The sequence below is a fragment of the Pseudomonas sp. GCM10022186 genome (assembly GCF_042656385.1).
Classification (GTDB): Bacteria; Pseudomonadota; Gammaproteobacteria; order Pseudomonadales; family Pseudomonadaceae; genus Metapseudomonas.
Window position 1 is genome coordinate 275,013 of the sequence record NZ_JBHSOU010000010.1, and the last position, 18,889, is coordinate 293,901.

An 18,889-nucleotide genomic window follows, 5' to 3' on the forward strand; every position below is an offset into this window, starting at 1 on the left:
AATGCCCTTCCATTCTTTCGCCCCCCTAGACCATTCCCGATATCATTGATTTCCTCGAACGCTGCGAATTTAAAATAAACCGCGTCCTCAATTGAAAAGGGTACGGAGAGCGATAATTCTCTCCACACCACATTGAGAATGTCTGGTTATCGACCGGAGCGGCGCAAAGCCGAGGGATTAAACTCCCGCAACGTCCCTCTCCAGCCGAACTGGCTCAGCGCTTTCTCCTCATTCTCTACGCCGTTAACGACATAGCGGCGCGCCTGCAGGTCATAGCCGACATCGCTGGCGGGGAAATTCACCTTGATGTCATACCGCTGCAACGTGTGTGCCTCCATGACCCTCCAGAGTTCGCCACGTCCGTCGTACATATCCGCTTGAACAATGTTCCAACTATCCTCATCAAGATAGAAGCGGCGTTTTGCATAGATATGACGTGCCCCAGGTTTAAGATTAGCCTCGACCACCCAGACACGGTGCAACTCATAACGGATCAGATCTTGATTCATATGCTCCTTGCCGACAATTTGAGCATGTTTCAAGCCACGATCACTTAGCTTGTAATTATTATAAGAGATCAGCATCTCCTTCTTCCCAACCAGATTCCAGTCATACTTATCCGGCGCACCGTTGAACATATCCACACTGTCCGTGGTGCGCAGACCATCGGCGCTGAGTTCAGGGGTATCGTAGGATACTTCTGGAGCACGCAGCACTCGGCGCTGCCCAGGGTTATACTGCCAGGCAAGGCGAGTTTCACTAACTTGATTGAGAGGTTCATGAATGAGTGTCTGGAGTCCTGCAAGGCTTTCCGGACCAGTAACAGCGTCCAAATAATAGTAAAGCCGGTTTGGCTCCGGATTCCCCAGCGTGCTCGCCATAATCTGCTTGGCTTCGGTCTGAACCGCCGAGAAACTACCGTTACTCTGCACGATCAGCTGGCTATAAGAACGCTTATTCCCTCCTGCGCGATAACGCACAATATGGTTCCAGATAGCTTCCAAGCCGCTTTTCGGTATTGGAAAAGGAACACTGGTTTTCTGGTAGTTAGTCAGCCCTACCCCACCATCTGCCAACTCGACGCTTACGGATTCCTTGGCGATTTGCTCGTACTCTTCTGCTGGAAGAGCATTAGTACGATGACTGGGGTAGACGTTCATCTTGTAATCAGGATACTGCTTCATCATTGCCTTGTGGCCCTCGCTTAGTGCGTTGGCGTACTGAGCAATGTTGGCGGCCGTGACGGTGTATAGAGGTTTCTCACCTGCGAATGGGTCAGCATAGCCAGCCTCAGGCTTGAAGTTTCCCGGTATCTGAGTTAATCCACCGTCCCAAGCGGGGATAGTTCCCTCCGGATTTCCGGCCCTCTCGGCACCGGTTGGAGTCAAGTCCTTTCCTAAGCGTGCTGCTTCTTCTGAATTCAACTTTGCATATGTGACATTGCTGCTCAGTGATATGAACCCGCAGAGCAAGGCGGAATTGATAAATTTGTTGTTCATTTAATTTCCCCTCTAGCCTCTTAGAAACTCATCCGCGCACTGAGAGCGAAGAAATCACGGTCGGTAAGTGCATAGCGAGTGTTACCACTACCCGACCAGGAGACATCAACCGTGTACTTCTTGGCGTAGTCAGCACGCAGTCCGACAGTACCGCGCAAACGATCTTCAACCAGTTCGCCGTCATGCGACCAACCCTTGACGTCATGACCGAAGGAGACATAGGGGGTCAAGTTCACCCCGGCAACCGCATTCAGGTAGCTCAACTCCGCATTCACTCGGTAGCCCCAAGAGAACTTGCTTACAAACCCATCACCAGAGCAGCCATATCTCTGGTATTGAGGCAATACAGCAGCCTGGCAACCAAGTTCCGAGTTAAAATCGCTCCCATAATTATCGACATTGCCGTAACGGCGTTCGTCCTTACCTGGCAAATCATGAACATACTTTAATGCCGACTCGCCAATCAGGTTGAGACTGTCGGCGCCAAGCACCTGCTGAAAACTCTTGATGAAGCCAAGAGTCAGTTGCGAGGTTTCCAGGCGATCATAACCGTTGAATTTGCTACCCGGAGTAGCGGCTAGAACGTCATTCGCCAGTGGCAGTCCAAAGACGCTGGAGACGGTTACCGGGTCAAGTACGGCCGGCACGAAATCGCCACTATAAAGGCCAACTGGCTGATTGGGGCGATAACTATACTCACCGAATATCGATGTGCCCATGATACTACTATTGAAGCTCAGGCCGAAAATTCGGATATCCTCAGGAAACTTCGCAAGATAACGCGCAGCATCTGGTTCTGAGAAATCACCGCCGAAACCTGAACCGAAAAGTTGTGCTGCAAAGAATGGAACCGTAGAGTGCACATTCATTGCGTAAGCACCCACCTCGGTGCCGATCGACTCGAAGTAATAACGCGCCGCTACGCCGAACTGGCCACCGTCACGTGCATCTTCATCCCGCGCACGGCGGACATATACGCCGTTAGCCAATGCAGATGCATCGTTGGACTCACCGCCCAATGCAGCATTGAGGTCGTTGAGCACTGTCATTCCGTTGCAACCATCCGGAGCCAAATCGTTCGGGGCATAGAACGTGCCACAGCCCGGTAATACTGTTTTACGCCACTCCAGCTTATAGAATGCCTCCAGGGTGAGGTTGTCAGTTACGCCGAGGTTTGCATAAAGCATGTTGGTTGGCAGGAATGCTTCTTTCAGCTGGGAGCCCGGACGCACCAGAGCAGCAAGGTCGAACGGGTTTATTTCATTGATACCGCTCTGGAAGAACAGCCCTTCCCCCCAGTTGATGACCTGTCGTCCCCCGCGCAAATGTAGCGGCGCCGATGCGAGTTCGAAGTCACCATAGATATACGCATCCAGTAACGCTACCCCTTGAAACTTGGCCAATTCGTCGAAATGGCTGTCATCCAGCTTGCTGTTCTTTCTGTATCCATTTGGTAGATGTCCAAAATCTACATCTTCGTTTTCCAGGGTGTAGTCGTACCACGCCTTGCCCCTGACGAATGCACCATAATTCTGATAGTGCAGATCCATCTCTCCAAGCAACGTTACCGGCGAAGACACCAACTTATTTTTCTTTCGGAAGTTCAATCGATTGTCATCGGAAGTTGTAGAGTTATTTGGATTGAAGCCACCACCAAGGCCGATGCTGGTGGCATTTCCTTGGTTGATGAAATTACGATCGGCGTTCTCGGCACTCCAGGTTGCGCCTACTGCAATACTGCCACGGGCATTACCTGTTACTTCGCCTACCTCAAACTCTGCCGCTTGCGCGGATATAGCAATCGCGAGTGGCGCCAGAGCAACAGAAGCGAGCCTAGCCACGGCCAAGTTCTTGATACTAGAGAGTGGATACACAGTCATCGACTCCAAAGCTTTTTGTTATTAAAAGGCCTGGGGAGGGTTACTCCAGGTCATCGCAGTATTTGCAAGGCGCCTCGATAAATACTCGTCATCCGGCGCCAGAAACTCTGGCATGACATGCCAAATATGGAGAGTCAGCGCCTGAAATAACGGTCAAGACCTAGAAGTGGTCTATCGAGCGGATACCCTTCGAATCCAACACTTGTTGTCGAGTCGTTCAGCGAAGACGCTGTTGCAGAACCAAGAAACCAGGGCATGACCCCGGTTTCTGCTCGAGAACTTGACTGACAAGAGGCCAGGCCACTGCCAATTAGCGCATCACTGACTCAGTTCGTTGAGAATGAAGTGCGAAATGGCCTTCAGCGTTTCGTCGCCCAAGTACGCCTGCGGCGGCATTTCAGCAAAATCGCTACGCTTGCGCACCGGGTTGGCGATGTACTTGACCAGCGCTGCTTCATCCTTGCCATAGAGTGCCTGGATAGATTGCATGGAAGGGCCGTGCAGAACGCTTGAGTATGTATGGCAACCCGTGCAGACAGCCAGGTATGTCAGGCGACCACGCTGTTCGGCGGTATACGGTTCGCTTTTCACTGGTTGTTCAAGCATCGCCGTTTTGTAGTTCGCCTTGCTCACGCTGTCATCGCAAACGCCCCAGCGCTTGGTTCCAAGCCCCTCTACACCTTCCTGCTGTGCGGAACAATGCCCCTTGCCCTTGCCAGTGGAGATGATTTCAAAGCCAACTCTTCCCGCGGGAGCAATAAAATCGGCCAGGATACCTTCGGGCCCCTCACCATTATTGATGAAGGTGTTCTTCATAACCCTGATATTGTCAGGGTGAGGATCGACCTTGGGGTCATCCGCCAGGCCGAAAGTTACGTTATCCGCGACGAAGATTCCTGCGCTGTGGTTATCCTTGATCAGATTGTTCTCAATGGTTGCGTCGTCATAGCCCACGGCGAGCACGCCCAAACCGTGCGGTACGCTTGCGGCAATTGAACTGGCGGGAGCGAAGTTATTCAGGTTGTTGTTGTAGATTTCATTGTCCCTGATTACCACGTGCCGAGAGTCCTTGACCGGCAGGCCGGGAATCAGGGAGAGCATGATACCTGCAGTATTATTGTAGACCTTATTGCCGGCCATTAATGCGTTACGCGTGTTCTCGAACTCGAGGCCCAGCACGTTATCGTGGGCGATATTGTCCAGCACATCAATGTTGTCGCTCATGCCAACATAGATTCCGGCGTCCTCGCAGCCATAGACCTCATTCCCCTGCACGAGCCCGTTCTTTCCGAACTGCGGAAAGATCGCATAGAAGGCCCCGGACACCTCATTATTAATAATTTTGAAGTTATTGGAGCCCTGAGTCATTATCGCGTTACCCTTGTAACCCTTCACCATGAACCCGTCGATCACTACACCGTGGCCTGAAGCGATGATGCCATCGTTGCGCTTGTTTTCTCCGTCAAGCACAGCCTCGCCCTTCTTCGTACTCTTGAGTGTTATGTTCTGCTTGTCGATATAGATCGACTCGGTATATTTACCAGGTTCAACCAGGATGACATCTCCATCCTTGGCCTTCTTTACTGCATCCTGAATGCTCTGACCTGAACGCACTGTGAACTCTTGAGCTGCCGCAGTCGCACTCATGCACGCTGCCGCAATCAGAGCGGTCAGTCGAATCACTGATCTCATGTTGGACTCCATCATTGAATGTTTTCGGGATCTTGCCCGGTGAATGGATCAACTCCACCATGACCGGCGGTAGCGGTAGAGAGGCGTTTGTTCAGATATGGATGTGCCGCCAAGAAAAGCTCGCGTCGAGTTTGCAGTTGTTTAGCAAGTTCCGTCTGCTCCAGACGCACGGCCTGGCCAGACAACTTGCGCAGTTCGTCCGCGTAGTCTTGTTCGTTTTGTCCTTGTTCGCTGATATTCGCGGCGTCTTTTAAAACAGCCAGGGCTTTCGGCTGATTTCGCTCGCTTATTTCAGCATCGATGAGTGCAGTTTTGATCTGCAGGTTCTGAGGACTTAGTTCGCTACCTTGATCCAATAGCGCGATACCTCGCTCGAGGTCACCTCCGGCAAACTCCGGCAATGTCAGCAGAACAGTACCAAGCGCCAACAAGCCACCACCATCAAGCACCCCTGGCTTCATCTTGACGGCTCCTTCAAGATCCGGAAGAGCCATGCTTGGAGACGCTATTTTTTCCTTCTCCGTTGCTTCGTGTTGCAACGAGAACAGTGTGTAGAGGCCTCGTAACGCCACCACTTCGGCGATCTGGCCAGACAGTTGCTCTACGCCGGCAAGCAGGGCTTTGCTCTGGTTACGGGTATCGGTCCAGCGTCGGCTAAGCTCGATATCCATTACCGGACTGGCCGAATAAAGACGGCTATAGCTCTTGTCGAGTACATCGAAGTACTCGATCAGCGCACCCAGGGCCTGCAGTTGCAGTTCGATATTGTCCGGCTGAGCCTGGGCCAGTTCGAAGCCATAGCGCACACCGCACCCCATCTGCTTGCGATCCCACTTCATGGGCGCCAGTTTGGCGAATGCGGCCGCTTTGGCTTTTGGATCACTTAGCTCCTCGCAAAGCAGCAGCTTTTCGGCTTCTTTTCGATAGATCCCCTGTTTTGCGGGATCCTGTAACTCGGCCTCAAGAGTTGTCGTAGCCGGCGCATTAGTTTCTGCATAGGCCAAGCCGCCAGCCAAACCGGTTTGCCCGACCATAACGGCTATCGCCAGAGGCATAAGTTTTTTATTTATTTTCATGGGGTCTCCAGGTTGAGTGCTGGCGCGACCGGCAGTCCCGATGGCGCGATTTTTGGAATTTCCGGAGTCATGCCTTGGTCTTCTAGGCTCTCAAGAAAGGCGACAATATCTTCCTCATCTTGCTTACTTAGCTCGGGGCCTCTGGTCATATGGACATGCCAGTGGATCTTCAACTTCTGGTCCTTGGGCGCTGCATGTCCGCGGTTGTCGTTATAGAAATGCACGACCTCCTCCAAGTTTCGAAATTGCCCGGCATGAAAGTAAGGCGAGGTTTTGCTGATATTGCGCAGTGTGGGCACCCGAAATGCCCCGAGCAGGTTGGGATCTTTGGATAATCCACCAGCCCCCGGGTCGGGACTTTTGCCGGGTAATGCGGGACTGCCGATTACCGCTAGTTCGCTATCGGTGAATAGCGGCGGTATATGACATTGTGAACATCGTGCAACGAATCCACGGAATACGTTATGGCCACGGATTTCCTGTTCACTCAGTGCTTTTGAATCGCCGTACGCATATCGATCATATCGGCTGTTCATGCTCACCAAGCTATTCTGAAAGGCCGTTAGGGCCCGAGCGGCATTGGCAACTGTAGGTGGAGCGTCAAATGCCTCCAGAAAAAGCCGTGTATAAGCAGGCGTGGCATTCAGATCCTTTTCTAGCTGTTCCTCGCTATTACCCATTTCGTCCGGATTGAATAGCGGCAACAACGCTTGTTGCTCAAGCGTACTGGCTCGACCGTCCCACATCAGGCGCTTCAGGAAGCCTACGTTCCAAAGACTCGGCGCCGAACGCGACAGCTCCGTGCGTTCACCATCAGCCGTGCGGGCCCCCAGGCTACGACCGCGCCCATCGGCAAAGCCCTTGCTTGGCTGGTGGCAGGACGCACAAGACAGATCCTTGTTCGCGGAAAGCAGAGGATCGAAGAACAGCTGGCGTCCTAAATCAATCTGCTGGGGCGTATAGCGCTCGGCCAGGTCGGGAAGCCGCGCCTGTACCCCGCCATGCTGGTCTGGCGAGTCGTAGAAGTCGTACAGCGTTCGCAACTGGCAGGTGCCGTCTGCTAGCAACTCGAAACTTGAGGGACAGTTCTTGCTTAGCTCGAATGGCTCGGCTTCGGCGAGATGTACCAGCGCCATCAGGCCCAGGAAGCAGTAAGTACGATACATGTGACTTACTCAGTTGCCAGGCTGCCGATATGTCGAACCAGCACTTCGATTGCAGCGTCATCGCGAATCCCCGCAGCCATGACACTCATCTGCTGACCATACTTGTCGTCCGGATGCGCGCCGCGCAGACCAGATCGGTACTTAAGCAGCTGGGCCGATAAATACCACTCATGTTGGCCAGCAAGGCGGGGAGCTCCCAGTTCGTCAAACCCTTCAGCCTGGGCGCCGTGGCAACTGGTACAGCCGGAATACAATCCGCGACCTGCAAAACTGAGTTGTTTTGCCGGCTTGCCTACTTTTCGACGTGGCAGCTGCGCGATGTATTGACCGAGTTGGCTTATTTCATCGTCTTTCAGGCTCGCGGTGATACCTCGCATGACCTGACCTTCAAGATCACCAGAATTGGCGCCTCGCAGTCCGTTGCGAAAGTGATTGAGCTGACGCTCTACATAGGACTGTGACAACCCCGCGAGGCTTGGCGCCTTGAGTGCCTCGTTGCCGGTACCGTCGACTTGGTGACAGGCCGCGCATCGTTGCTCGAATACAGTCTTTCCAGTGTCAAGCGCCCAGCTGTTGTTACCCATTGAAGCCAGAGTAATCCCCAGCAGTACTGCCGCTTTGTTCAAGTCCGACTCCTCATGCTTATCTGCCCTCGTTGTTACGCGGGCCCTCCTGCCTAAGCCCCACGCGATAGCAGATTCCCCAGTAGAGGTTCCGCCAAGCTGTTAGTGACGATAAGCATCTGCGCCCAGAGCGGCTTGTCAGTACATGCCAACAAATTTGCCATTTGCCGCATCAGAAACCTGGCAGCAATCCGGAGCCAACAGCGTCAGTAGAGCGGGCGACCACAGGCGCGTTATCTGGAAGTTGGCCTCAGAGACTTGAAGGAGTTTTGGGACAACCCGCAAAGGGCTCACTAAGTTTGCTGCCGAGTGGATGGATGTAGCGGTTGCTGGCTACAGGGGGATAGACACGCCGACAAAGGCCAATACAAGGGCGACAACCCAGGCCTAGTGAAGCCTTGCATCGACTACTGGAATGGCGAAGCAGTGCTGCCGCCTATCAGTTTATTCGTACGACCGCCCCACAGACGATCCGTTGGCATGAACTGCTTAAAAGACTGGCACCACCAGACAATTTCACAGCCAAGCAGCCCGCTACTCTCGATATTACTCTTCCGTGCCCTACAGAACGTCGCTTGCGCGGGGTTGCCAACCAGGACTCCGCAACTCCAGCGTCATATCAGGAGAATTACAACAATGAACCTTGCAGTCCCAACCAACCCCACCAGTAGTAGCGAAACTGAAGCCGCTCGAATTTTCACCTTACAGAGTGCGGCATATCGTATGAATCCAATCCCAAGCCTGAGGGATCGCCGCGCTAACCTTAAGCGTCTAGAGCGAATTTTGCTCGATAACCAAGATGCTATCTGCGAAGCGATCAGTCTGGACTTCGGAAACCGCGCTCATCAAGAGACCAAGTTGTTGGAGCTCTTTCTCTCGGTTGATGGAATTCGTGATTGCCACAAGCGTTTGGCCAAGTGGATGAAGCCTCAGCGCCGGCATGTTTCCAAGTGGTTCCTAGGCGCGCGAAATACGGTAGTTCCACAGCCCAAAGGGGTCGTGGGAGTCGTAGCGCCATGGAACTATCCGCTCTATCTGGTCATAGGCCCGGTAACCAGCGCCCTGGCAGCTGGCAATCGCTGCATCGTTAAAATGGCTTCAAACTCTCGAAATCTTTGCGCATTGTTGCATCGTCTGGTGAAAGATAACTTCGAAGAGCAAACGCTGGCAATTGTGCCAGACATCAATGGTTCTACGTTTTCCAGCATGCCCTTCGACCACCTGATTTTCACTGGCTCGGCTGAAACGGGTCGTAGGGTAATGAAAGCGGCATCGAGCAACCTGACGCCTATAACATTGGAACTCGGAGGAAAGTCTCCCGTCATTGTTCATGAGGACTTTGACCTCAGGAAGGCAGCAGAGCGGATCCTTCAAATGAAAACCGTCAATGCCGGCCAGACTTGTGTTGCTCCGGACTATGTATTCGTCCATGAGTCTCAACGGGATGCATTCGTACGGCACTGCCGGACGATCGCACCGGCGCGCTATCTCTCGCTATCGGTCAAGGACTACACGTCGATAATTGATCAGCCATCTTATACACGGCTGCTGGGTTACCTCGATGACGCCGAACGCAAAGGGGCAACGGTCATCAATCTACTGTCTGGTGATATCAGCAGTAAAGCCGCACGCAAGATTGCCCCGGTACTGGTCGTGAATGTAAGCGATGAAATGCACCTGATGCAGGAGGAGATTTTTGGCCCAATTCTGCCCATCAAAACCTATCGCACACTGGAGGAGGTGTTGAACTACATCAAGGATCGAGACCACCCTCTGGCCCTTTATCTCTTTACCAATCAACGCCAGATACAGGAGAAGGTCGTGTCCCTTACCCAGTCCGGGGGCGTTGCAATCAACGATTGCGGGCTGCATGTCGCTCAGCATGACCTTCCGTTTGGCGGAGTGGGCGCCAGCGGTATTGGGCACTATCACGGTTACGAAGGTTTCCTCGAGCTTTCTAAACTTCGACCAGTCTTCAAGCAGTTTTCTTACCCTGCGTTTCCGCTCCTTTACCCTCCGTACGATAAAGTCTTTGAGCGGTTGATCAAGCTGATGCTTGGGTAATAACCCTTGGAACTCGATCTGACGAGCAGCCCCAAATCGATTGCCAGCATCGGCCGCACGAGGGGATTCGATGCCTCTCCTTCCGCCAATCACCACAGGAAACCGTTACCAATGACCACCAAAGTCAGAGTCGAGCGACGTGGAGGCGTCCTCTGCATCGGCTTGAATCGGCCAGAAAAGCTCAACGCCATGGACATCGAACTCTATGTCCAGCTGGCGGAGGCCTACGGTGTCTTGAATACCGACGAGGCCCTTCGTTGTGGCCTCCTTTACGGCGAAGGCAAGCATTTCACGGTAGGCCTTGAGCTTGATGCATGGGCAAAACAGTTCTCCACCTGCGGCCTCCCACAGTTGCCCGAAGGTGCCTGCGATCCGTTCGGTCTCGACCCGCTTCGCCGCGTGAGCAAGCCTGTTGTCGTAGCGAGTCATGGAGTCTGCTACACCTTGGCCCTGGAGCTGATGCTCGCTGCGGATATTCGCGTCTCAGCGGATAACTGCCGCTTTGGCCAGATCGAAGTCCAACGTGGACTCTACGCCGTAGGTAGAGCAACCGTACGATTCGCCCAAAACATCGGTTGGGGCAACACAATGCGCTACGTGATGACGGGGGACGAATTCGACGCCCACGAGGCTTACCGTATGGGGCTGGTGCAGGTAGTGTGCCCTGCAGGCGAACAGTTCGACCGCGCGCTTGATATTGCGGAGCGTATTTCGCAGCAGGCGCCTCTCGGCGTCCAGGCCTCCCTGAGAAGTTCTCGAATATGGACAGACTGATTCCCGATCTACTGCCCCTACTTCGCAGCAATGATTTTGGAGAGGGCATCAAATTTTTCATCGAGCGCGGTCCTGCCAGGTTCAGCGGGCAATAGCCAAGTCGGTCATCTCGACGCAAGAAAAGCCCACGCATCCTCACCCCGCATACCCCAATTAGATCGAGTCGCCGGAATGATCTGCGCAAACAATGCGCAGATCCTGCGAAGCCACCGGGTGCCACAGCAGATATCCGACCGGTTCGAATTCAAGCTGTCGATTTGGTAGAGATCATTGGCGACACCAACGGCATCTGGCCACACGTTGTTGTTCTATCGCCGGACAGCGCTACTGTCTGGATATCACGAAAGTAAACGAGGCGAGTGGTGTACTACGTGAACCTCAATCTTTTAATGAGCTGAGATTGGCTGCAAACACCAACCTTCCGCCAGAGCTGACTCTTGCGGATCAATAGCTTTTGACTGAAGCAGACCGTCCTCCCTCCTGAGAATTGAGTTGCCCCTAATTAAACGAACGTGAGTTAACTCCCAAGAAGAGTGTGCACCTACGTGTATTGAATTACTCAGCTGCAGCCTCCTCACATCCATCAGGTTGGACGACTTCCTAGTCAAAAGGCATACTCTCCGCCGACTCAGATAGAGGACATCCCGTTGAACCTTCAAGACGCGACGTTGGCCCTCTTTCTCGCGGCTCATATTCATCGTTCAGACCAAGCGATCAGAGCTACAGCTAAACGCTGTGCCAAGCTTTTGCCTCGCAGCAAGCGTGATCTGATGTTCTCAATCATCGACAGCGCCGAACCACTGAAGCTGGTCAATCACATCGCTGAACATTTGGACTAGCCCTTCTGGGTTGCGGCAGACACTAGGCTGCTCAGTGTCCCGCTCCGCCTGCTGCTCGAGGATCCGCGGGTCTTGGAGCAACTGCCCCAAACTGCAACAGCAATGCCGCCCATGGGTATGGAAAATCAAGCGTCGGCAGGCTCATTTGGGGCAGGCTTGAGAGGGCGCTGTAAATTCAGCATCTCCGGGGCGCGGTATTTGCGACTGAGCGACCCCACCATGAGACCAACGATGCGAACGCTCTACCTCGACACAGAGTTCACCAGTTTAACGCTCGACCGAAGCCTGATCTCTCTGGCTCTGGTAGCAAGTGATGGTGCGGAATTTTATGTCGAGTTGCTGGATGGCTGGTCTGAGAGTTCCTGCAGCGAGTTCACGCGAACCACAGTGCTTCCCCAGCTTGCTCTGAAAATCCACGGTACATCCAGGGAAAGCGCCGCTGCGGCGCTACGCGAGTTCCTCGCAAAACAAGGCTCAGTTGAGATCGTCGGCGACGCACTTCGATGGGACTGGCCCCTGCTCCTCGAGTTACTCGGCCCCAGCGGCTTGCCTGCCAATGTCTTGGGTTGTCGAGAACTGGGGCTCGATGAGATTTCTGACGATCCAGAAGTTGAGGACGCTCCGCACCACGCGCTGCTGGATGCTCGGCTGATTTGTCGGCTCGCTTCGAGAAACCAGAACCATTGATCCAACTTTTAGACGCCGTGCCATCCCATCACCGTCAGCGCAAACCGTGCCCTCTCCAAAGCTGAAAGGCCCCGCTCTGGCCTTGTGCAGATTTCGCTCACCCATTGCGTGAAATCCGCACACCAGGTGAGCGAAATTCACTCAATTCGCAGACATGGTCTGCGGCTGACGCTCGCCCCTTCGGCGCCATGCGCCGGCTGCTGCTTTTGATGACAAAAAACTTGCGCGCGGTTTTTCTCCACCCGCACGCTGAATGTAGATGAAGCGTGAGTACGCGCGCCCTCCCCCCATACTCGCGGCGCGAGTATGGGGGCGCTGGGGCGGTTCTAACAGAGCAACAAATGAACGAGCGAAGGCGAGTGAGTTTGAGCGGCGTTAGAACTGAACCGGCGCCCATTCGCGAAGCGGCTGCGCTGCTTTGTCATCAAAACAATAAGAAAGGCCAAACACCATGCCCCTGCCCACTATCCTTCGCCGTTACTGCACACGCGCTCGCAACTTCTACCGGAAGCACCTCGGTTCCGATTCACCTTCTTCGGCGCAGATCTGCGCGGCTCTGAAATCCGTGGCCCCCGAGCTCACGCCGGAGTCTTTTCGCGTGCTGAAAAATGCCCTGGCTTACGAGCAACTCGCTCGTGGAGATCAGGAATCAGCTGAGCAGATTCGCACGTCCCAGAATCCAGTTACCTTCGAAGGCTCCGGAATACAACGCAAGCCACGCCCGAAGCAAGTCAAGTCTGTTCCATACGAAGACTTCGAGGCCCTGTCCCAGCGCCTGACCGATGGACAGTTCGAAGATGAGCTAGCCGCCCTGATACTTGCCTTTCATTTGGGGGCTCGCCCGTGCGAGATGCGTACCATCACTGTCGCCGGCCGCCTCGTACACATCATTGGCGGCAAGAAGAACGCCAAACGTGACCGTGGTGCGGATCGCACCTTGGAGATTGAAGATTCCGGGGTGCTGGGTATCGTCAAATGGGCTGCTGAACGTCTCCAGCAGTCTTCGCGCACCAATACCGCAATCCGGGATCGACTGCGTGTCGAATGCCGCAAACTCTGGCGACGACGAAAATCTCATCCAACACTGAAGAGCTTCCGACATCGGCTGGGTTCTGCACTGAAAGCCTCTGGGGAAAGCCCTGCGCAGTTGGCATACGTCATGGGACACCAGTCCATTGGTTCGATTGCAGTCTATGGCGACCGCCGGGCAGGCCAAGGCATGAAGGTTTATGTTCGCCCGGCACGCGGAGCCGACCTCCCCACGATCCGCACTCCGAAGTCTACCCCTCGGTATGGACGGGAGCGTCAAGCTGATGAGGTCAACTCTCCGCTCGCACAACAAGGAAACTGGATTGGGCGAATGGGCAGGCTGGTGGAATCGCGAGGCAAAAGCAAAGAAACTCCTGCCCAACGCTAACCTCGGAGCCATCTTTAGAGGAAATAGGGGCGGATCGACAACATCACCTGGAGCCTGGTGTCGAGCTATGCGTACGACGCACACACCATCAGCCTCGGTTTTCAGCAGGTGGATGGCGATACGCCGTTCGACTATGTCACGCGCGGCGCCATTTGGCTCGGCAACGCCGCGCAGCTCTCCGATTTCAACGCGCCCAACGAGCGCTCCTGGCAGCTGCGCTATGACCTGGCACTGGCTAGGTTCGGTTTGCCGGGGTTGGCATTGAGCGCCGCCTATTTACGCGGCACCGACATAGACGGAAGCCACGTCGACCCTGACGGCGGCTATGCCTACCTGGGCTACGGCCGGGGCGGCAAGCACTGGGAGCGCGACCTCGAGGCCCGTTACGTGATCCAGTGCGGCACGGCCAAGGGCCTGGCGTTCTCATTGCGCTACAACGTGCACCGGGGCAACACCGCACAGGCGGAACTCGACACCGACCAGATCCGCCTGGCCGCGGAGTTCCCCTTCGACGGCGGGTTCTAAGCCCGCACCGTCGCCAACCCGGAGACCCAGTGCCTGAATTGCTCCACGATATTTGAAAAACGCCGCATAGAGGCTCTGTACGAAAAAGTCGGTGCGAGAACGCTCGCCGACCGAATAACGCTGCGCTAAGGTGCGCGACTCACCTATCGGACTGTCGAATGCCTCATGAGCGACAACCACTCCCTCTCGGACTATCAAAGCGTCCGCCAACTGGCGATACGCTCGCTGTTCGAAATCTTCGAGCAGTTCAGCGAAGGCACGGTGATCGTCGACCGCGATGCGCACATCGTCTGGATCAACCAGCGCTATGCCCAGCGCTTCGGCCTGGAAGACGCCGAGCAGGCCATCGGCCGGCCGGTGGAGCAGGTGATCCCCGGCAGCCTGATGCGCGAGGTGGTCAGCAGCGGCCGGCCGGTGCTCCTGGACATTCTCGACATGGCCAAGGACCCGCTGGTGGTGATGCGTGTGCCGATCCGCGACGACGCCGGCGCGGTGATCGGCGGCATCGGCTTCGCCCTGTTCGACGAGCTGCGCGCCCTCTCGCCGCTGCTGACCCGCTACCAGCGCATGCAGGCCGAGCTGGCCTCGACCCGCTCCCTGCTGCAGGCGCGCCAGGCGAAATACAGCTTCGGCCACTTCATCGGCACCAGCCCGGCCAGCCTGGAGGTCAAGCGCCGCGCCCGGCGCGGGGCGGCCAGCGAGGCACCGGTGCTGCTGCTGGGCGAGACCGGTACCGGCAAGGAGCTGCTGGCCCACGCCATCCATGCTTCCTCGCCGCGCGCCGACAAGCCCTTCGTCAGCATCAACGCCGCGGCGATTCCCGAATCCCTGCTGGAGGCGGAGTTCTTCGGCACCGCGCCGGGCGCATTCACCGGCGCCGACCGCAAGGGCCGCCCTGGCAAACTGCAGATTGCCCAGGGCGGAACCCTGTTCCTCGACGAGATCGGCGACATGCCGCTGGCCCTGCAGAGCAAGCTGCTGCGCGTGCTGCAGGAAAAGGAGTTCGAACCGGTGGGTTCCAACGAGGTGCTACGCAGCGACATCCGCCTGATCGCCGCCACCTCCATCGACCTCGATGCCGCCGTGCGCGAGGGGCGTTTCCGCGCCGACCTGTTCTACCGCATCAACGTCCTGCCCATCGAGATTCCGCCGCTGCGCAAGCGCCTGGAGGACCTGCCGGCGCTGTGCGAAACCATACTCGACGGCCTGCGCGACGACCATCAGACGCTCTACGAACTGGACGCCGACGGTCTGGCCCTGCTGGCCCAGCACGCCTGGCCGGGCAATGTGCGCGAGCTGCGCAATCTGCTGGAACGCACCGTGCTGCTTGGCGACCGCCCGCAAATCGACGCCGCCGCGCTGCGCTCGGCCCTCGGCACGTTGCAACCACTGCCGGCAGCGACGAGTGCGCCTTCCGTCAGCCTTGCCATCGGCCAGGACTTCTATGCCGCGCGCGAGGAGTTCGAACGTCAGTTGATCCGCAGCGTGCTCGCCGAACAGGCCGGCAATGTCGACGCGGCGGCGCGGCGCCTGGGGCTGGGCCGTTCGACGTTGTACAAGAAGATGGCCGCGCTGGGCCTTTCGTCTTGAAACCGAGACAAGTCTCCAGATAGAGACAGCCAGGATTTCCATGTACGGCAGGGCATCTTGGAGCCGCCAGCACGCGATTTGTCTCCATTCGGAGAATTGCGTAGCGCCCCAACACCTTCAAACCCAAAAATAATACTTAAAAATCAAATAGTTACAGAATTGGCACGATCCTGGCTATGTCGCCTGGCGCGGCCCTGTCCGCATAGCCGACATAACAACAATCAACGCAGCCCGATCGCGAACTCCACCCCACGGGACACTACGGCACGTCCCGCTTCGCACTCGGCCTGGCGCCAGGAGATCTTCCGATGAGCCGCTCCACGCTCAATCATGCCGCCGTTATCGCCACGCTGAGCACCAGCCTCAGCCTCTCGCCCCAGGTCTTCGCCGAGTTCCTCGCTGACAGCAAGGCCAGCGTCGAGCTCCGCAACTTCTACTTCAACCGCGACTTCCGCCAGGACGGTGCCGCCCAGAGCAAGGCCGAGGAATGGGCCCAGGGCTTCCTGCTGCGCTACGAATCCGGCTACACCGACGGCACCATCGGCGTGGGGGTGGACGCCCTCGGCCTGCTCGGGGTGAAGCTGGACTCCAGCCCCGACCGCACCGGCACTGGCCTGCTGAAGTCCGACCGCGAGAAGCCCAACCGCGCCCAGGACGAATACGGCGAGCTGGGCCTGACCGCCAAGCTGCGCGCCTCGCAAAGCACCCTCAAGGTCGGCACCCTGCTGCCCAAGCTGCCAGTGGCGCTGTACAACGACAGCCGCCTGCTGCCGCAGACCTTCCGGGGCGCCTGGGTGAACTCGGCCGAAGTGGATAACCTCAGCCTCGACCTCGGCCGTTTCGACCGCATCAACCTGCGCAACTCCTCCGATAACGAAGAGATGGCCCTGTTCAACGGCGGCAACCGCAACATCGTCCTGGGGCGAACCAAGACCAGCGACCGGTTCGACTTCGCCGGCGCGTCATACAAGTGGTCGCCCAACCTCAGCACCGGCTACCACTACGGCGGCCTGGATGGCCTCTACAAGCAGCACTATCTGACCCTGAACCACCTGCTGCCCATCGCCGAAGGCCAGTCGCTGAAGAGCGACATCCGCTGGGCGCGCAGCACCGACGATGGCGGTAGCAACGTGGATAACACAGCCTTCGGCGCGCTGTTCACCTACGCCCTGGGCGGCCACGCCTTCGGCCTGGGTTATCAGCGCATGAATGGCGACACCGGCTTCGCCAATATCAACGGCACCGACGCCTACCTGGTGAACCTGGTGCAGATCAACGACTTCGGCAACGAGGACGAACGCTCCTGGCAGGCGCGCTACGACTACAACTTCGCCGCGCTCGGACTCCCCGGCCTGACCTTCATGACGCGCTACCTGGCAGGCACAGACATCGAGCTGGGCGCCGGACGGCCCGAAGGCAAGGAATGGGAGCGCGACACCGACATCGCCTACGTGGTGCAGAGCGGCCCGCTGAAGAACCTGGGCGTGAAGTGGCGCAACGCGACCGTGCGCTCCAGCCATTTCGGCAGCGACCTGGACGAAAATCGTCTGATCCTCAGCTACGTGCTGCCGCTCTGGTAAGCCCTCACCAACACAACAAGAACCACTCGCGGCACCTGGCCGCGCCAACTGGAGATTCATTCGATGAGCGTGGTCATCGCCCTCGCGGCCCTCGCCCTGCTGATGCTCGCCGCCTATCGCGGCTACAGCGTGATCCTCTTCGCCCCCATCGCGGCCCTGCTCGCGGTACTGCTGACCGATCCCTCCGCCGTCGCCCCGGCCTTCACCGGGGTGTTCATGGAAAAGATGGTCGGCTTCGTCAAACTCTATTTCCCGGTGTTCCTGCTGGGCGCGGTGTTCGGCAAGCTGATCGAGCTGTCGGGCTTCTCGCGCTCCATCGTCGCCGCCGCCATCCGCCTGCTCGGCACGAGCCAGGCGATGCTGGTCATCGTACTGGTCTGCGCACTGCTCACCTACGGCGGCGTATCGCTGTTCGTCGTGGTGTTCGCGGTCTATCCGTTCGCCGCCGAGATGTTCCGCCAGAGCAACATCCCCAAGCGGCTGATCCCGGCAACCATCGCCCTTGGCGCCTTCACCTTCACCATGGACGCGCTGCCCGGCACCCCACAGATCCAGAACATCATCCCGACCACGTTCTTCAGCACCAATGGCTGGGCCGCGCCCTGGCTGGGCGTGATCGGCAGCCTGTTCGTGTTCGCCATGGGCATGCTGTTCCTGCGCCGCCAACTGAACAAAGCCCACGCCGCCGGTGAAGGCTACGGCAACGACCTGCGCAACGAGCCGGAGACCGCCAGCGACCTGAAACTGCCCAACCCGCTGCTGGCGCTCTCGCCACTGGTGCTGGTGGGCGGCGCCAACTTGCTGTTCACCCACTGGATTCCGCAGGTCTATGGCAAGGTCCACAGCCTGCAACTGGCCGGCATGGCCGCGCCGGTGGCCAGTGACGTGGCCAAGCTGACGGGCATCTGGGCGGTGCAGGCGGCGCTGCTGCTGGGCATCCTGCTGGTGCTGGTGAGCAGCTACCGGGTGATCCGCAGCAAGCTCGCCGAAGGCAGCAAAACCGCGGTTTCCGGCGCCCTGCTGGCGGCGATGAACACGGCCTCGGAATATGGCTTTGGCGCGGTGATCGCTTCGCTGCCGGGATTCCTGGTGCTGGCTAACGCACTCAAGAGCATCCCCGATCCACTCGTCAACGAGGCCATCACCGTCACCACCCTCGCCGGCATCACCGGCTCGGCGTCCGGCGGCATGAGCATCGCCCTGGCGGCCATGTCCGAGCAGTTCATCGCTGCCGCCCACGCCGCCGACATCCCCCTGGAAGTCCTGCACCGGGTCGCCTCGATGGCCAGCGGCGGGATGGACACGCTGCCGCACAACGGCGCCGTCATCACCCTGCTCGCGGTCACTGGACTGACCCACCGCGAGGCCTACAAGGACATCTTCGCCATCACCCTGATCAAGACGCTAGCCGTGTTCCTGGTGATCGGCACCTTCTACGCGACCGGCATCGTCTGAGCCGAACACTACCAGGCAGCCG

At 57.1% G+C, this 18,889-nt stretch carries 13 protein-coding genes and 2 pseudogenes; 9 read left to right on the forward strand and 6 right to left on the reverse strand.

Features of this window, described 5'->3' with window-relative positions:
- Positions 1-146: 146 nt before the first annotated feature.
- The 6 genes from ACFPU0_RS07850 to ACFPU0_RS07875 all read right to left on the reverse strand — a co-directional run bounded on the left by ACFPU0_RS07850 (position 147) and on the right by ACFPU0_RS07875 (position 7,939).
- Positions 147-1,499, reverse strand: a complete 1,353-nt coding sequence (locus ACFPU0_RS07850) for a DUF1329 domain-containing protein (protein WP_377692309.1) — start codon at positions 1,497-1,499, stop codon at positions 147-149.
- Between the two features lie 20 nt (positions 1,500-1,519).
- The gene (locus ACFPU0_RS07855) at positions 1,520-3,340 is read right to left on the reverse strand and encodes a DUF1302 domain-containing protein (RefSeq protein ID WP_377692310.1); all 1,821 of its coding nucleotides are present in this window, start codon (positions 3,338-3,340) and stop codon (positions 1,520-1,522) included.
- 357 nt (positions 3,341-3,697) lie between these two features.
- Positions 3,698-5,071: a parallel beta-helix domain-containing protein gene (locus ACFPU0_RS07860; RefSeq protein ID WP_377692311.1), complete on the reverse strand. Its 1,374-nt coding sequence runs from the start codon at positions 5,069-5,071 to the stop codon at positions 3,698-3,700.
- A gap of 11 nt (positions 5,072-5,082) precedes the next feature.
- Positions 5,083-6,147, reverse strand: coding sequence for a hypothetical protein (locus ACFPU0_RS07865; protein ID WP_377692312.1), 1,065 nt, complete (start codon positions 6,145-6,147; stop codon positions 5,083-5,085).
- Entirely contained in the window at positions 6,144-7,313 is a 1,170-nt protein-coding gene (locus ACFPU0_RS07870) for a cytochrome-c peroxidase (protein WP_377692314.1), read from the reverse strand. Before ACFPU0_RS07870 ends, ACFPU0_RS07865 begins: the two co-directional genes overlap by 4 nt.
- A 5-nt stretch (positions 7,314-7,318) precedes the next feature.
- On the reverse strand, positions 7,319-7,939 hold the full coding sequence (locus ACFPU0_RS07875; protein ID WP_377692316.1) for a c-type cytochrome: 621 nt from the start codon (positions 7,937-7,939) through the stop codon (positions 7,319-7,321).
- Positions 7,940-8,572: 633 nt separating this feature from the next.
- On the opposite strand from ACFPU0_RS07875, the gene ACFPU0_RS07880 reads away from it, so the two are divergent.
- From ACFPU0_RS07880 to ACFPU0_RS07920, 9 genes and pseudogenes are all read left to right on the forward strand, one after another.
- Entirely contained in the window at positions 8,573-10,000 is a 1,428-nt protein-coding gene (locus ACFPU0_RS07880) for a coniferyl aldehyde dehydrogenase (RefSeq protein WP_377692318.1), read from the forward strand.
- Between the two features lie 6 nt (positions 10,001-10,006).
- Positions 10,007-10,774 carry a crotonase/enoyl-CoA hydratase family protein gene (locus ACFPU0_RS07885; protein WP_377692319.1) on the forward strand — a complete coding sequence of 256 codons (768 nt, stop codon included), beginning with the start codon at positions 10,007-10,009 and terminating at the stop codon, positions 10,772-10,774.
- A gap of 647 nt (positions 10,775-11,421) precedes the next feature.
- The gene (locus ACFPU0_RS07890; RefSeq protein ID WP_377692321.1) at positions 11,422-11,613 is read left to right on the forward strand and encodes a hypothetical protein; all 192 of its coding nucleotides are present in this window, start codon (positions 11,422-11,424) and stop codon (positions 11,611-11,613) included.
- A gap of 231 nt (positions 11,614-11,844) precedes the next feature.
- Positions 11,845-12,300, forward strand: coding sequence for a hypothetical protein (locus ACFPU0_RS07895; RefSeq protein WP_377692322.1), 456 nt, complete (start codon positions 11,845-11,847; stop codon positions 12,298-12,300).
- 451 nt (positions 12,301-12,751) lie between these two features.
- Positions 12,752-13,717, forward strand: coding sequence for a site-specific integrase (locus ACFPU0_RS07900; RefSeq protein WP_377692324.1), 966 nt, complete (start codon positions 12,752-12,754; stop codon positions 13,715-13,717).
- A gap of 27 nt (positions 13,718-13,744) precedes the next feature.
- Positions 13,745-14,242, forward strand: a pseudogene (locus ACFPU0_RS07905) (OprD family outer membrane porin); the annotation flags it as partial.
- A 165-nt stretch (positions 14,243-14,407) separates the two neighbouring features.
- Positions 14,408-15,860: pseudogene (locus ACFPU0_RS07910) on the forward strand (sigma-54 interaction domain-containing protein); the annotation flags it as partial.
- A gap of 280 nt (positions 15,861-16,140) precedes the next feature.
- On the forward strand, positions 16,141-17,412 hold the full coding sequence (locus tag ACFPU0_RS07915) for an OprD family porin (protein ID WP_377692325.1): 1,272 nt from the start codon (positions 16,141-16,143) through the stop codon (positions 17,410-17,412).
- A 63-nt stretch (positions 17,413-17,475) separates the two neighbouring features.
- Entirely contained in the window at positions 17,476-18,867 is a 1,392-nt protein-coding gene (locus ACFPU0_RS07920) for a GntP family permease (protein ID WP_377692326.1), read from the forward strand.
- Positions 18,868-18,889: the final 22 nt, after the last annotated feature.

Coding starts and splice junctions, on each gene's coding strand:
- ACFPU0_RS07850 (WP_377692309.1), bottom strand. CDS start 1,499: ATGAACAACAAATTTATCAATTCCGCCTTGCTCTGCGGGTTCATATCA.
- ACFPU0_RS07860 (WP_377692311.1), bottom strand. CDS start 5,071: ATGAGATCAGTGATTCGACTGACCGCTCTGATTGCGGCAGCGTGCATG.
- ACFPU0_RS07865 (WP_377692312.1), bottom strand. CDS start 6,147: ATGAAAATAAATAAAAAACTTATGCCTCTGGCGATAGCCGTTATGGTC.
- ACFPU0_RS07870 (WP_377692314.1), bottom strand. CDS start 7,313: ATGTATCGTACTTACTGCTTCCTGGGCCTGATGGCGCTGGTACATCTC.
- ACFPU0_RS07880 (WP_377692318.1), top strand. CDS start 8,573: ATGAACCTTGCAGTCCCAACCAACCCCACCAGTAGTAGCGAAACTGAA.
- ACFPU0_RS07895 (WP_377692322.1), top strand. CDS start 11,845: ATGCGAACGCTCTACCTCGACACAGAGTTCACCAGTTTAACGCTCGAC.
- ACFPU0_RS07900 (WP_377692324.1), top strand. CDS start 12,752: ATGCCCCTGCCCACTATCCTTCGCCGTTACTGCACACGCGCTCGCAAC.
- ACFPU0_RS07915 (WP_377692325.1), top strand. CDS start 16,141: ATGAGCCGCTCCACGCTCAATCATGCCGCCGTTATCGCCACGCTGAGC.
- ACFPU0_RS07920 (WP_377692326.1), top strand. CDS start 17,476: ATGAGCGTGGTCATCGCCCTCGCGGCCCTCGCCCTGCTGATGCTCGCC.